Source organism: Salinibacterium sp. VpJ6 (assembly GCF_059767345.1).
In genome coordinates, this window is sequence record NZ_JBSOQL010000004.1 from 1 (window position 1) to 14,084 (window position 14,084).

15 protein-coding genes and 1 riboswitch are annotated in these 14,084 nt (G+C 63.6%); of the genes, 14 read left to right on the top strand and 1 reads right to left on the bottom strand.

Going from position 1 to position 14,084, the window contains the following annotated elements; all coding sequences use genetic code 11:
• Nucleotides 1–2: 2 nt before the first annotated feature.
• Complete coding sequence (gene ptsP / locus ACWTV1_RS11945; RefSeq protein WP_498505492.1) at nucleotides 3–1,649, bottom strand: phosphoenolpyruvate--protein phosphotransferase; 1,647 nt, start codon at nucleotides 1,647–1,649, stop codon at nucleotides 3–5.
• A 54-nt stretch (nucleotides 1,650–1,703) separates the two neighbouring features.
• Between ptsP and ACWTV1_RS11950 the strand changes: the two genes are divergently transcribed.
• The 14 genes from ACWTV1_RS11950 to ACWTV1_RS12015 all read left to right on the top strand — a co-directional run bounded on the left by ACWTV1_RS11950 (nucleotide 1,704) and on the right by ACWTV1_RS12015 (nucleotide 14,082).
• Nucleotides 1,704–2,831, top strand: a complete 1,128-nt coding sequence (locus tag ACWTV1_RS11950; RefSeq protein ID WP_498505493.1) for a YihY/virulence factor BrkB family protein — start codon at nucleotides 1,704–1,706, stop codon at nucleotides 2,829–2,831.
• 71 nt (nucleotides 2,832–2,902) lie between these two features.
• The gene (locus ACWTV1_RS11955; RefSeq protein WP_498505494.1) at nucleotides 2,903–3,763 is read left to right on the top strand and encodes an exodeoxyribonuclease III; all 861 of its coding nucleotides are present in this window, start codon (nucleotides 2,903–2,905) and stop codon (nucleotides 3,761–3,763) included.
• A 12-nt stretch (nucleotides 3,764–3,775) separates the two neighbouring features.
• Entirely contained in the window at nucleotides 3,776–4,786 is a 1,011-nt protein-coding gene (trpS, locus tag ACWTV1_RS11960) for a tryptophan--tRNA ligase (protein WP_498505495.1), read from the top strand.
• Nucleotides 4,786–5,352 carry a GNAT family N-acetyltransferase gene (locus ACWTV1_RS11965; RefSeq protein WP_498505497.1) on the top strand — a complete coding sequence of 189 codons (567 nt, stop codon included), beginning with the start codon at nucleotides 4,786–4,788 and terminating at the stop codon, nucleotides 5,350–5,352. Before trpS ends, ACWTV1_RS11965 begins: the two co-directional genes overlap by 1 nt.
• Before the next feature lie 19 nt (nucleotides 5,353–5,371).
• Nucleotides 5,372–6,127 (top strand): HAD family hydrolase, encoded by a 756-nt coding sequence (locus tag ACWTV1_RS11970; RefSeq protein WP_498505498.1) that lies wholly within the window; start codon nucleotides 5,372–5,374, stop codon nucleotides 6,125–6,127.
• Nucleotides 6,128–6,213: 86 nt separating this feature from the next.
• Nucleotides 6,214–6,368: riboswitch (FMN riboswitch) on the top strand.
• Between the two features lie 100 nt (nucleotides 6,369–6,468).
• Nucleotides 6,469–7,563 (top strand): bifunctional diaminohydroxyphosphoribosylaminopyrimidine deaminase/5-amino-6-(5-phosphoribosylamino)uracil reductase RibD, encoded by a 1,095-nt coding sequence (ribD, locus tag ACWTV1_RS11975; RefSeq protein WP_498505499.1) that lies wholly within the window; start codon nucleotides 6,469–6,471, stop codon nucleotides 7,561–7,563.
• Nucleotides 7,564–7,565: 2 nt separating this feature from the next.
• Nucleotides 7,566–8,189, top strand: coding sequence for a riboflavin synthase (locus tag ACWTV1_RS11980; protein ID WP_498505500.1), 624 nt, complete (start codon nucleotides 7,566–7,568; stop codon nucleotides 8,187–8,189).
• On the top strand, nucleotides 8,186–9,478 hold the full coding sequence (ribB, locus tag ACWTV1_RS11985; RefSeq protein WP_498505501.1) for a 3,4-dihydroxy-2-butanone-4-phosphate synthase: 1,293 nt from the start codon (nucleotides 8,186–8,188) through the stop codon (nucleotides 9,476–9,478). The genes ACWTV1_RS11980 and ribB overlap by 4 nt, the downstream gene beginning before the upstream one ends.
• Entirely contained in the window at nucleotides 9,478–9,951 is a 474-nt protein-coding gene (ribH, locus tag ACWTV1_RS11990) for a 6,7-dimethyl-8-ribityllumazine synthase (protein ID WP_498505502.1), read from the top strand. Before ribB ends, ribH begins: the two co-directional genes overlap by 1 nt.
• A 77-nt stretch (nucleotides 9,952–10,028) precedes the next feature.
• Nucleotides 10,029–10,520, top strand: coding sequence for a hypothetical protein (locus tag ACWTV1_RS11995; protein WP_498505503.1), 492 nt, complete (start codon nucleotides 10,029–10,031; stop codon nucleotides 10,518–10,520).
• A gap of 68 nt (nucleotides 10,521–10,588) precedes the next feature.
• A complete protein-coding gene (locus ACWTV1_RS12000; protein WP_197107834.1) occupies nucleotides 10,589–10,969 on the top strand; it encodes a YidH family protein in 381 nt (126 codons plus the stop codon).
• The gene (locus tag ACWTV1_RS12005; RefSeq protein ID WP_197157434.1) at nucleotides 10,966–11,331 is read left to right on the top strand and encodes a DUF202 domain-containing protein; all 366 of its coding nucleotides are present in this window, start codon (nucleotides 10,966–10,968) and stop codon (nucleotides 11,329–11,331) included. The genes ACWTV1_RS12000 and ACWTV1_RS12005 overlap by 4 nt, the downstream gene beginning before the upstream one ends.
• Nucleotides 11,332–11,542: 211 nt before the next feature.
• Entirely contained in the window at nucleotides 11,543–13,414 is a 1,872-nt protein-coding gene (locus tag ACWTV1_RS12010) for an ABC transporter ATP-binding protein (protein WP_498505504.1), read from the top strand.
• Nucleotides 13,415–13,473: 59 nt separating this feature from the next.
• On the top strand, nucleotides 13,474–14,082 hold the full coding sequence (locus tag ACWTV1_RS12015; protein ID WP_498505505.1) for a hypothetical protein: 609 nt from the start codon (nucleotides 13,474–13,476) through the stop codon (nucleotides 14,080–14,082).
• The last annotated feature ends 2 nt before the right edge of the window (nucleotides 14,083–14,084 follow it).

The window sequence follows — 14,084 nt, forward strand, 5'->3', positions numbered from 1 at the left end:
TCTTAGGCAGCCTGTGCAGCAGCGTCGCGAGCCGTCGGCCCGGTCGTTGCGTTGATAGCAGCAGCAGCGCGAGCCTTAGCCTGCTCGAGCGTAACCGTCAGCAGCTCGGCGCGCACGTCGGCGAGCGCCGCGGGCGTCATCGAGAGGCTCGTGACTCCGAGGCCGACAAGGACAATGGCGAGCTGCGGATCTGCAGCAGCTTCACCACAGACTCCGACGGGCTTGCCCGCAGCGGCACCAGCGTCTCCGAGCATCTTCACCATGCGAAGCACGGCAGGGTGCCACGGGTCTTGGAACTTGGCGAGGGTGCCGAGCATCCGGTCGGCAGCCAGCGTGTACTGGGTGAGGTCGTTGGAGCCGATCGAGACAAAGTCGCTGCGTTCGGCGACCTGGTCGGCGAGAACGGCGAGCGAGGGAACCTCGGCCATGACACCCACGGTGTTGAGGCCGAGTTCGCGGCCCAGGGCGACGAAGTATTCGGTCTCTTCGGCATCCGACACCATCGGGGCCATGACCCAGAGGTCGGCGTCGGTCGCGTTCTGAGCGTTCACGAGCGCGGTGAGCTGGTCGCGCAGGATGTTCTCGTTGACGCGAAGCGAGCGGAGGCCGCGCTGGCCGAGGGCGGGGTTTACTTCTTCGCCCATGTCCATGAAGCTCAGCGGCTTGTCAGCGCCGGCATCGAGGGCACGAACGACAACCTTCTTACCCGGGAAGTGCTGCAGCATCTCGGTGTATTCCTTGGTCTGCTCTTCGACCGTCGGCGCAGTCTTGGCGTCAAGGAACATGAGCTCGGTGCGGAACAGGCCAACACCTTCAGCGCCCAGCTCAACCGCCTGCGCAGCCTCCGAGGGGGTGCCCAAGTTGGCGAGGAGCGGAACGAGGGTTCCGTCTGCGAGAGCTCCATCAGTGATGGGAGCGTTTGCTGCGGCGGCGAGCTCGGCGATGCGGGCTTCTGCTACGGAGACTTGCTCAGCGGTGGGCTCCGTCGTGATGGTGCCGGCACCGGCATCCACAATCACGAGCGTCTCGTCGGCAAGCTCAAGCGCTTCGGCAACACCCATGATCGCGGGGATCGCCTTCGAGCGAGCAAGAATTGCGGTGTGGCTGGTCGGCCCACCCTGGCGGGTGACGAGAGCGAGAACCTTGTCGAGCTCGAGCAGAGCGGTATCTGCTGGGGCGAGGTCGTCGGCCACGAGCACAAACGGCTCATCGCGCTGCGGAACGCCCGGCGCTTCAACTCCACGAAGGCGAGCAACAACGCGCTGGCTTACGTCGCTGAGGTCGGTGGCACGTTCGGCCATCATGCCGCCCAGCGAAATCAACATCTCACGGAACGAGGCGAAAGCCTCAAACACTGCGCGTTCGGCAGCCTTGCCGCCGTCGATCAGCTCGTTCACGCTGTCAAGAATCGAGGGGTCTTCAGCCATCAGGGCTGTAGCGGTAAGAACCTCGTTGGCCTCGGCATCCGCTTTTTCGGCGCGTGCACGCAGGTCAGCAGCCACGAAAGTGAGTGCGGATGCTGCCGCTTCTTTTTCTGCTGCGGCATCGCCTGAATGGCGAGCATCCTTCGGTTCCGGAAGGGGGTCGGGCATTCGCACGACTTTTCCAATGGCAACCGATCGTCCGACTCCAACACCCTGAAGTTCCATGTGATCTGACCTCTCCTCTGAGCTACGCACAGACAGCCTAGCTATTCTTAACGGATGCAGCTTGCGCAACGACTGAAACCGGCCATTGAGTGGGTACTCCAGCTACGCCCCGTGCGTGTCTTCATGCACTACGCGGACAAATTAGGACCACTCCTCTCATCGGGACTTTCCTACCAAGCGATCTTCGCCGTCTTCGCCGCAATCTGGGTTGGTTTCGCTGTCGCCGGCTTTATCGTGCAGGGCGATCCCGTTTTGCTCGATGCGGTCTACAACTTCATCTCCACGAACATCCCCGGCCTCATCGGTGACGGCAGCGGCAACGGGGCAATCAGCCGCGAGACCCTCGCCGACACCAGCATTCTCGGTATCACCGGTGTTATCGCTGCCTTCGGTTTGGCTTTCACGGCGCTGGGCTGGATTGCGTCGGGCCGCGACGCTGTGCGCTCGATGTTTGGGCTGGAAAGCTCCGAAACAAACTTTCTCATTCTGAAGCTCAAAGATGCCGGGCTTGCGATCGGTTTCGGTCTTGCTGTGCTCGTTTCGGCGGGCGTCTCGGTGCTCAGCTCCGCCGCGCTCAACTGGATTCTCGGCCTCGTGTCGATCAATGAAAACTCAACCGCCGGAGTGATCGCCACGCGCGGTGTTGCCCTCGTCATCGTGCTGATTCTCGACACCGCAACGCTAGGAATCTTCTACCGCGTCGTTTCTGGCATCAAGATTCCTTTCCGGATGCTCGCTCAGGGCACCATCATCGCCGCCGTCGCCCTGGGTGCGCTCAAGTTCGGTGGTGGCTTCTTGCTTGAAGGCGCAACCCGCAACCCTCTCCTCGCGTCCTTCGCGGTCATCATCGGTCTGCTGATTTGGTTCAACTTCATCTGCCAGATCATCCTGATTGGCGCTGCTTGGATCGCCGTGGCTGCCGATGATGCGGATCTCGACATCAGCGGTGCTCAGCGTGATGAAGATGCTCTGCGTGCGGTCACACCGACGAAAGCCACCGAAGATGCGAAGGCGAACAAGGCGCAAAAAGCCAACGGGCGACCGCAGCGCGATTCCGCCCGGTCATCTCAGCCGACGACAGCAACAGTGACGGATGACGACGCCCGCGAGCGCGACCGAGCCAATGAAAAGAAGTTCAAGCGCACCTTCTCTCGAATGATGAAGCGCAACAAGAAGAAGTAGCACCCGTTGCAGCGCGCGCGGCATTCACTTCCGGGTGCCGCACGGTCGGTGCGCGTCGGTAGTCTTGAGGCATGGCAACACGTCTTCGCATCGCATCCGTCAACGTCAATGGTGTTCGCGCCGCTTACCGCAAGGGCATGGGCGACTGGCTGGATGCCCGGGACATCGACATTCTGGCGCTGCAAGAGGTTCGCGCCGCCGACGCCGATATCGAAGGGCTGCTCGGCGATGGCTGGAACATCCTGCACGATGCCGCGACCGCAAAGGGCCGCGCAGGAGTCGCGCTGGCCTCACGCAAGGGGTCTGCGGCATCCGCCCCTCTTGCTCACCGCGTAGCGCTCGGCGCCGACGATTTCGATAGCGCCGGTCGCTGGCTCGAAGCAGACTTTGACGTCAACGGCACGACCGTCACCGTCGTCAGCACCTACGTTCACTCGGGCGTTGTTGACACCCCGAAGCAAGTCGAGAAGTACAAGTTCTTAGAGGCCATGCTCGTGCGTCTGCCCGAGCTTGCCGCCCACAGCGACCACGCCCTCATCGTCGGCGACCTCAACGTTGGTCACCGCGAACTCGACATCAAGAACTGGCGCGGCAACCGCAAAAAGGCCGGCTTCCTGCTTGAGGAGCGCGCCTACTTCGACCGCTTCTTCGGCGCCGCTGGCGAGACCATCGAATGCGTTGATGGCACGACCGCACCCGGCCTGGGTTGGGTGGATGTCGGCCGCCAGTTCGCTGGTGAAGTCGACGGGCCTTACACCTGGTGGTCGCAGCGCGGCCAAGCTTTCGACACCGACACTGGTTGGCGTATCGACTACCACGTCGCCACCCCCGCGCTTGCAGCCACCGTTGCGGATTACCGCATCGACAAGGCCGGCGCCTGGGATGAGCGCTGGAGCGATCACGCTCCCGTCGTTGTTGACTATTCGATCTGAAAGAATTAGCCCATGAGCACCACACCTCGCCTGTTTTCAGGCATGCAGCCGTCTGCCGATTCGCTCCACGTGGGCAACTACATTGGCGCGCTCATGCAGTGGCGCGAGATGCAGCAGAACTACGACGCTGTTTTCTGCGTTGTGGACATGCACGCCATCACCGTTCCGCAAGAGCCCGAGCTGCTGCGCGCTCAGACCCGGCGCACCGCCGCGCAGTACATTGCCGGCGGTATCGACCCTGAGCACTCGGTGCTCTTCGTTCAGTCTCAGGTTCCGGCGCACGCCGAACTCGCCTGGGTGCTGAACACCATCACCGGCTTCGGTGAGGCTTCGCGCATGACCCAGTTCAAAGACAAGTCAGCCAAGCAGGGATCGGATGCTGCCTCCGTTGGTCTCTTCACGTACCCCGTGCTGATGGCCGCCGACATCCTGCTCTACGACACCGCTATCGTGCCGGTGGGCGAAGATCAGCGTCAGCACATCGAGCTCACGCGTGACCTTGCTACCCGCTTCAATTCGCGGTTCGGCGACACCTTTGTGATGCCCGAGCCGCAGATTCAGAAGGCCACCGCAAAGATTTACGACCTGCAGAACCCCGAGTCGAAGATGAGCAAGTCAGCGACGACGGATGCTGGCGTGCTGTGGTTGCTCGACGAGCCGAACAAGACGGCCAAGAAGATCAAATCGGCGGTGACGGATGCTGACCGCGAGATTCGTTTCGATCGCGGCGAGAAGCCGGGCGTCTCGAACCTGCTCACGCTGCACTCCACGTTTAGCGGCACATCCATTGCCGATCTCGAAGCGCAGTTCGAGGGCAAAGGCTACGGCGATCTCAAGAAGGAAGTTGCCGAGGTTGTCGTGTCCGAGTTCGCGCCCGTGCGTGAGCGCACGCTTGAGCTGCTTGCCGACCCGGCCGAGCTCGACCGCATGCTCAGCAAGAACGCCGAGCGCGCCAACGAGATGGCTCAGAAGACGCTCGACCGCGTTTATGACCGCATCGGCTTCTTGCCGCGGGTGCGCTAATGCAGGTCTTTAATCTCGCGAGCGAGCGCCTCACTCTCGACGCCCTCACCGGCGACGATGTCGAGCTCATGACCGCCTACTGCCAAGACCCGATCTTCGAGCACACGCTCACGATCCCGTGGCCGTACGCAAAGTCGGATGCCGAATTCTTCATCAACAACCTCGTAGCGCAGTGGTGGGAAGACGACGACGAGTACACCTGGGCGATCCGCGAAACCGGCAAGCCCGAACTGCTCGGCGTCATCAGCTTTCGCCTCTACAACGACACCATCGGCTACTGGATGGGCGAACCGCACCGCGGCCAAGGCTTCATGAAAGAAGCTGTCGCCGAGGTCTGCCGCTGGGTGTTCTCCACCGGCCGCCCCGAAGTGCGCTGGGAAGCCCTCGTCGGTAACAAAGCCTCGGCCGCCATCGCGAAGAGCCTCGGCTTCATCTACACCGGCATCGAGCCCGCCTCGAGCGAATACCGTGGCGGAACGCATCCGCCATCGTGGTGGGCAACACTCACCGCACCGGATGAGAACCCCACCTATGCGGTCGAGTACGGCCAGCCGTGGCCGGTCTAGCTCTCAGAACACGCTGCCCATGACCATCATCGTCGCCCTCTTTGACCTTGACGACACCCTGTTTGCCCACCGGGCATCCGTGGATCTCGGCATTCGCAACCACCGACGCTCGTTAGGTGCGGCATTCGCTGCCGGGCCGAGCGCCGACGGCAGTGCGGTCTGGCCCGACGACGCCAGTGAAAGCCTGCGCTGGACAGAGCTCGAAGAACACCACTACCACCGCTACCTCGGCGGCGAACTGACCTTCGAAGGCCAACGCCAAGCCCGCGCCCGCGGTTTCGTCGAGCCCTATGGCGTGATGCTCAACGACGCCGAATCCAGCCTCTGGTTCGACACCTACTTCGAGGCGTACCGCGACGCCTGGCACCTGCATGACGATGCCCTGGCTTGTCTCGACTCACTCGAGGCCCGCTCCCCCGCCACTCGACTCGGCATCATCACCAACGGCGAACTCGACTTTCAAACGCGCAAAGTCGAAACGGTTGGGCTCACCCACCGGGTTGAGCACCTTGTCGCGAGCGGCGAATTCGGGCACACCAAACCCGACCCGCGCATCTTTCACCACACCTGCGAACTCTTCGGCGTCGCGCCCGCCCACGCGGTCTACATCGGCGACCGGCTGGCGACGGATGCGCTGGGAGCCGCGAATGCCGGACTCACCGGAGTGTGGCTCGACCGCGAGAGCCACGCAACCACCGACCAGCTTGACGAAGCTCGGGCGGCCGGCGTCAGCGTCATCCACTCGCTTGATGAATTGGTGGCGCTGCTCGACTAGAGCAGTTTCATAGCTCCGTAACAAACTGAGAGGTTGGGGCGGGAATAGTTTGCGGGCAAACGCGTTGAGTAGACTAAGCAAAGCAAAACGTGCTCCGGGGCTCGGTGAGAATCCGAACCGGCGGTTATAGTCCGCGACCCGCGCCGAAGTGAAAACTTCGAAACGGTTGACCTGGTGAAACTCCGGGACCGACGGTAATGAAGTCGCAAGACTTCTCAGTCCGGATAAGAGGAAGCACGAGCCGAACCATCTGTTGTGCCCGAATTCTGGGCGCTCAGAATGGTCCGGCGGGTTTTTCGAACCCACTTTCCCGGAGCGCGTCCCACGAGACGAGAGCCCGGATGACCACACCAGAACAGCTGGCACAGCTGGAGAAGCTGATGCGCCATGCGCTCTCGTTGGCAAGCCACGGGCCCATCACCGGCGGCAATCCTCAAGTGGGTTGCGTGCTCGTGGATGCCAGCGGCGAGATTGTGGCCGAAGGCTGGCACCATGGCGCGGGTACCCCGCATGCCGAAGTGGATGCTCTCGCCAAGCTTGGTGCTCGCGAACGAGGCACCGGCGCACAGGGCGGGAACGCTACGGGAACGGGCGCGCCTGGCATCGCTGCCGGCCTCACCGCCGTCGTCACCCTGGAGCCTTGCAACCACCACGGCCGCACCGGCCCCTGCGCTCAAGCCCTGCTCGATGCTGGCGTGAGCCGGGTTGTGTATGCGGTGCCTGATCCCGGGCCGCATTCCGCTGGCGGCGCCGAACGCCTCCGCGCTGGTGGCGTCGAAGTGATCGCCGGCATCGCTCAGGCCGAAGCCGAGGAGTTTTTGCACTCGTGGCTGACCGCCGCTCGACTGCAGCGTCCGCACGTGACAGTGAAGTGGGCATCCACCCTCGACGGTCGCGCTGCCGCCCCCGATGGCACGAGCCAGTGGATCACCGGCACCGCCGCCCGCCAGCACGTGCACGAGCAGCGGGCGCGCGCCGATGCGATCGTCGTGGGCACGGGCACAGTGCTCGCCGATAACCCGAGCCTGACCGCGCGGGGCGACGCCGGCGAACTGCTCGAGTCGCAACCGCAGCCGGTGGTGCTCGGTCGGCGCGAGATTCCGGCGGATGCACAACTGCGCCAGCACCCCGAGCAACTGCGTCAGATTGACGGCAGCGACCTCAACGCCGCACTGAGCGAACTGTTTGAGGCGGGCATCCGTCGCGTCTTCGTGGAAGGTGGCCCGACTATCGCGAGCGCTTTCATCGCTGCTGGCCTCGCGGATGAACTGCTCATCTACTTGGCTCCGAAACTGTTGGGCGGCCCGAAGGTCGCGCTCGGCGAGCTCGGGGTAACGACCATGGCTGAGGCGAAAGACCTCAACATCACTGAACTTCGCCCACTGGGCAACGACGTACTGATTGTCGCCCGCCCAGCGACAGAAACGGGAGCGTAACCATGTTTACCGGAATCATTGAAGAGCTCGGCGACGTCGTCGAACTGGCCGCGACCGACGATGGCGCACGCCTCACCGTGCGCGCTCCGCAGGCGGTGTCGGATGCCGGCCACGGCGACTCGATCAGCGTCAGCGGTGTGTGTCTCACCGTCGTCGATCAGGGCCCCGACTGGTTCACCGCCGACGTCATGGGCGTCACCCTCGACATGAGTACGCTTGGCTCGCTCGCTGCCGGCGTCCGCGTGAACATCGAACGTGCCATGCAGGTCGGCGATCGTCTTGGCGGCCACATCGTGCAGGGTCACATCGACGGCACGAGCACGGTACTGAGCGTCACCGATGAGGGCAGCTGGAGCATCCTGCGCTTCAGCCTCACCGAAGAGTTGGCCCCGCTCGTCGCCCGCAAGGGGTCGATCGCGGTGCACGGCGTCTCGCTCACGGTGAGCGCTGTGGGCCGCGACTGGTTTGAGGTCTCGCTGATTCCCGAGACCCTCACCACAACAACGTTGGGAGCGCTCGCTGTGGGCGACTCCGTCAATATCGAAACCGACATTCTGGCACGCCATGTGGCCCGGATGGCCGAGTTCACCGACGCATCTTCGCGTCACGAAAGGACCGAGTCATGAGCCTCGCCACCATCCCCGATGCCATTGAGGCGATCCGCGCAGGTCGCCCCGTCATCGTTGCTGACGATGAGGGCCGCGAGAACGAAGGCGATGTCATCATCTCCGCCGAACTTGCCAGCCAAGAATGGATTGCGTGGCTCGTTCGCCACTCCTCGGGCTTCATTTGCGCCCCGATGACTAACGAGATCGCCGACGCACTGGCGCTTCCGCCCATGGTCGCCGTGAACGAAGACCCCCGCGGCACGGCCTACACCGTGTCGGTGGATGCCGCGAACCGTCTCAGCACCGGCATCAGTGCCGCCGACCGGGCCCACACTCTGCGAGTGCTCGCCGACCCGCTCTCGATGCCGTCGAGCCTGCACCGCCCCGGCCACATCATGCCGCTGCGCGCTGTCGATGGTGGCGTTCGCGAGCGCGATGGTCACACCGAAGCTGCTGTTGACCTTATGAAGCTGGCCGGTCTCCGCCCGGTCGCCGCGATTTCGGAGATCGTGCACGACTCCGGCGAGATGATGCGCCTGCCCGAACTGATCGAATTTGGTGCTCGCGAAGACGTTCTCGTGATTACGATTCTGGATCTCATGCACTGGCTCGAAGAGAACCGCTGCGACACCATCCCGGCACCGATTGAGCCGATCCCCGAGATGAGCCGGGTTACGTTCGAGGTCGAGACGACGATCCCGACCGTGCATGGCTCCTTCACCGTTCGCGCCTACCGCGACAACTCGACGGGTGCCGATCACGTCGCTTTCATCGCGCCCGGAACGCTCGAGCACCTCGGCGATGGACCGACTCTGGTGCGCGTGCATTCTGAGTGCCTCACGGGTGAAGCGTTCGGCTCGCTCAAGTGCGAGTGCGGCCCGCAGCTCGACGCTGCACTGGAGACAATCCAGCGTGATGGTGGCGCTGTGATCTACCTGCGTGGCCACGAAGGTCGCGGAATCGGGCTCATCAACAAGCTGCGCGCCTACCGCCTGCAAGAGGACGGTCTCGACACTTTGGACGCGAACCTGGCCCTCGGCCTGCCTGCTGACTCCCGCGACTATGGGGCTGCTGTCGGCATCCTCAAAGACCTCGGAATCTCGGCAGTGCGGTTGCTCAGCAACAACCCTGAAAAGAAGCGCCAGCTCGAAGAGCGTGGCGTAATCGTCGGCGAGCTCGTGTCGCTCGTTGTGGGCGTTGGCGCCAGCAACGAGGGTTACCTCGAAACCAAGCGTGACCGCATGGGTCACCAACTCCCCTCCACCGCCGTGCTTGATGAAGCACGACTTACCGCGAAAGGCCTCTAATGAGCGGCGCAGGATCCCCCGAAATCGTTACCGACGCAACCGGCCTCAAGGTCACGATCATCGCCGGGCAGTGGCATGAAGTCATCACCAACGGCCTACTCGCTGGTGCCCGCCGCGCCCTCGCCGCAGCCAATGCCGAGGTGACCGAGGTGCGCGTTCCCGGCAGCTTCGAGTTGCCCGTCGCGAGCAAGGCAGCCCTCGATGCTGGCGCGGATGCCGTTGTTGCTCTCGGCGTCATCATCCGTGGCGGAACACCCCACTTTGAATACGTATCGGATGCCGCCACCAGCGGCCTCACGCAGGTGTCGATCCTGACCGGCAAACCGGTGGGCTTTGGCGTGCTCACCCTCGACGACGAACAGCAGGGCCTCGATCGTGCCGGACTCGAGGGCTCGAAAGAGGACAAGGGCGAAGAAGCCGCCAACGCGGCTATCGCGACTGCGGTGCTGTTGCGTCAGCTTCGCGGCGAGTAACTTCTGAAGGGATGGCTAGGGTGAAAATTTTTCAGCAACCCTAGCCATCCGGCGGAACACCGCCCTAGGCTGACGGCATGCGAAACTCACAACGAATGACGCACTCTGCTCGATCCCTCGGGATTTTGGTGATTCTCGGCCTCGCGATTGCGATCTCCGGATGCACCCCCGCAAGCCCCTCGGACGCGGATTCCACCGCGACCCCGACGTTCATCCCGGATGAGGCGGGCGCATCAGGTTCGGCGGATCCTACGAGCGATCCGATCGAAAGCACGGCTCCCGGCAGCGAAGTTGCCTTTCAGATGCACGACAAATACACGCTGTATGCGGACGGTCCGGGCACCGTGGTTCTCGCCGGACAAGCGCTAACCGGAAATTTCCGAGTCGGAGACGGGCTCGAGCTCCTCGGCGGCGGCCCCGATACCGGCATCGTGATCCTCGAGATCAGACAGGGCGCACCGAGCGTCGCCGTCGATTCACTCCCTGCGGGCGAATTCGGCGACATCCTCGTCAACGGCAACTGGGACGATTACGACTTCGACGAGAAGTTCGTCAGGCCAACGGAGTAGCCCTCCGTTGAGCTCCTCGTCAATCGACTCTCCTGCTCCCGATAGGATCGGGGCATGAAGGATCGCTCGTGACCGAACCAGTACAGCCGCCTCCTCGCCGCTTTCCGCGCCGCGTCTACGGCGTTGGCACTGAGCCGGATGCCCGCTTCAGCCTGGCGAACGAGCGCACGTTCTTGGCGTGGATCCGCACCGCCCTCGCGCTGATCGCTGCGGGTGTGGCACTGGAAGCATTCGTGCTGCCGATCGCTCCCGGGTTCCGGCTCGGGGCATCCGTGCTGCTGATTTTGTTGGGCGTACTTGCCCCGATGCAGGCGTGGTTTGGCTGGATGAAGGCCGAGCAGTCGTTGCGTCTCGGACGCCCGCTGCCCTCCCCCAACCTCGCTGGCCCCATCGGCGGCGGCGTTGTTGTGGCCGGGCTGCTGCTCGCGATCGGCATCCTCCTCCAGTGACGCGCGCCTTCGACCGCCCCTTCGATGCCGGCCTGCAAGCGGAACGCACCGCTCTCGCGTGGCAACGCACCGTGCTGTCGTTTGCCATCGCCGCGCTCGTCTCCGCGCGACTCCTTCTCAACACCGTCAGCATCGGCAGCTACGCCGTTGCCGCTCTCGGCCTCATCATGACCGCCGTGCTGTTCTGGGTCGGGCACCGTAGATACCGCGCCGTGCATACGACGTTGGTTCAGGCATCCACCGATCGTGTTCGCCTCGCGAGTGCTGCGCCGCTCTTTCTCTGGGCGCTAGCCGTGTTCGTGCTCGCCGTCGTCGGCGCGGTGTTCGCCGCGCTCGGGATCGTCGCGACACTAGAGCCTTAGCCACGTCGGCGCTCGGCGCGAGCAGCCGTGCCTCCCGGCCGCAACTTCTGTTCACCGTCCACCGGAGTAGCAGCATCCGCACAGATACACCGGATGTTGTACGCAGCGCCCAGACAGAAGGCCTAGTGTTTTAGAGGCTGATTGCTGATGCCGATGTCGCTGAACACCCGCGGCACCTCCGCCCTACATTTTTGGGACAACGAGAAACTTCATGAGCTCGACTTCACACACCTCTGCACCTCGCCGCGGACGTTCTGGATCCCGCGACAACCCCGACGACGGCCCCCGCGCCAAGTTCAGCGAGCTCCTCCCCTACCTCTTCGAGCACCGCAAGGTGATGATCTTCGTGATCATCCTCAGCATCCTCGGCGCTGGCGCTTCTCTCGCCCAGCCGCTGCTCGTCAGCCAAGTCATCACGATCGTTGAGGCTCGCGAATCCCTCGGCACTCTCGTGTGGCTGCTCATCGGCCTCGTCGTTATCTCGGGCCTCATCAGCGGCTACCAGCACTACCTCCTGCAGCGCACAGGCGAAGGTGTTGTGCTCTCGAGCCGTCGCCGCTTGGTGAGCCGGATGCTCAACCTCCCCATCTCAGAATTCGACCGTCGCCGCACCGGTGACCTCGTCTCCCGCGTGGGCAGCGACACGACTCTGCTGCGCGCGGTGCTGACGCAGGGACTCGTCGAAGCGATCGGTGGCTCGATCACCTTCATCGGTGCGCTCATCGCGATGCTCATCATCGACCCCGTGCTGCTCGGCCTTACCGTGCTCGTGATCGCCATCGCTGTGGTCACCGTTACGACGCTCTCGAAGCGGATCCGGGTGGCCAGCCAGCGCGCTCAGCGCAAGGTCGGCGACCTGGCCGCAGCCGTGGAACGCGCAATCTCCGCCGTGCGTACGCTGCGAGCATCCAACGCCACCGAGCGTGAAATCGAGGCCGTGAACGAAGACGCTCTCGGTGCCTGGAAGATGGGTATCAGCGTTGCCAAGATCTCGGCACTCGTCGTTCCGATCGCCGGAATTGCCCTGCAGGTATCGTTCCTCGTCGTGCTCGGCGTCGGCGGCTACCGCGTTGCCAGTGGCGCCATCGAGATCGCCGACCTCGTCGCGTTCATCCTCTTCCTGTTCCTCATGATCATGCCGCTCGGGCAGGCCTTCGGCGCCGTTACCGCCGTCAACCAGGCACTCGGCGCGCTCGGGCGCATCCAAGAAATCATCAAGCTGCCCAGCGAGCTCGAATCCGACGTCAACGTCGTCGCCGTTCCGAGCATCGAATCGGATGCCGCGATCACGTTCGAGAACGTCGAATTCTCCTACCCTGACGACTCCGTTCTCGTGAAGGTCGAAACCGAACTGGCCGAGCTCAAGCACGGCGGCACCGAAGCTGCCGCAGACGAGATCGACCTCACCGTGCTGCGCGGCGTCAGCTTCACCGTGAAGCGCGGCGAGCGCACCGCCATCGTCGGGCCCTCCGGTGCCGGCAAGAGCACCATCCTCGCCCTCATCGAGCGCTTCTACGACCCGACGGCGGGCGTGCTGCGCTTGGGCGGGGACGACCTTCGCGCCCTCAACCGTGAAGAGCTCCGCGCCCAGATCGGTTACGTCGAGCAAGACGCTCCCGTGCTCGCCGGCACGCTGCGCCAAAACCTTCTCATCGGCGCCCCCAACGCGACCGACGAAGAATGTATCGCGGTACTCGCGTCGGTAAACCTCACAGGTGTGCTCGACCGCAACCCTGCTGGTCTGGATGCCGCTGTCGGCGAAGACGGCGTGATGCTTTCCGGTGGAGAGCGTCAGCGTCTCGCAATCGCCCGCACGCTGCTCGCGGCTCCCCCGATTCTGCTGCTCGACGAATCGACCTCCAGCTTGGACGGCCTCAACGAGCAAATGCTCCGCGAAGCCATCGACGCTGTCGCCGAGAACCGCACCCTCATCGTGATCGCCCACCGCCTCTCGACGGTCGTTGATTCCGACCAGATCGTCGTGCTCGACAAGGGCAAGGTCGTGGGCGTCGGAACCCACTCCGAGCTCGTGAAGTCGACCCCGCTCTACAAGGACCTCGCCAAGCACCAGCTGCTCGTCTAGAGGTTCGCGGGTGCGACCGCATCTGTGGCGCTGGCGGATTTTTGAGTACGCTCGATTCCATGGCGACCGCAGCAGCACCTCTCCCCGAACACGGAGACGGGTTGTCCGCGCGCGATTTCGTCCCGCCTTCACACCACGGGCTGCGTCTCATGCGAATCTTCTTGCCTCTCCTCGATCGTGAATCGACGCCTGTCCGGTGGTCAAAATTTGTGGATTTCGACCTCACGCCTGCATCCCTTTCTTGGTGGGAACTCCTGGAACAAGCCGGTCAGGAATTCCCCGAGGTCCACACGCTCGCGTCGTGCGGTGGCGAGTTGGATGCTGCCACGGCCGAGGCCCTGCAAGACGCCGTTGGCGACACACAGCTGCACTCGCTGCGCTGGGATGGTTACTGGGAGAACCCTGCCTCGGCGTCGCCGGTGTACGTCCACGGACACGAGTATTCGCTCGCTCGGCTTCGTCGCACGGAACTGACACCGGGAAAACGAGTTCCCGAGTTCGTGTGGGACGACGCTGCCACCTTCGCTTGGGGCTCGCGCCTCTACCCTGATTCATTGATAGTCGCGTGTGACTCGGATCGTTTTACCCAACTCCACGCGGATCCGCGGCTTGACGCCATTACCGTCCGACCAGAAAAAGACAATGTGCCGGCGAGCTTTGGCGACTAACA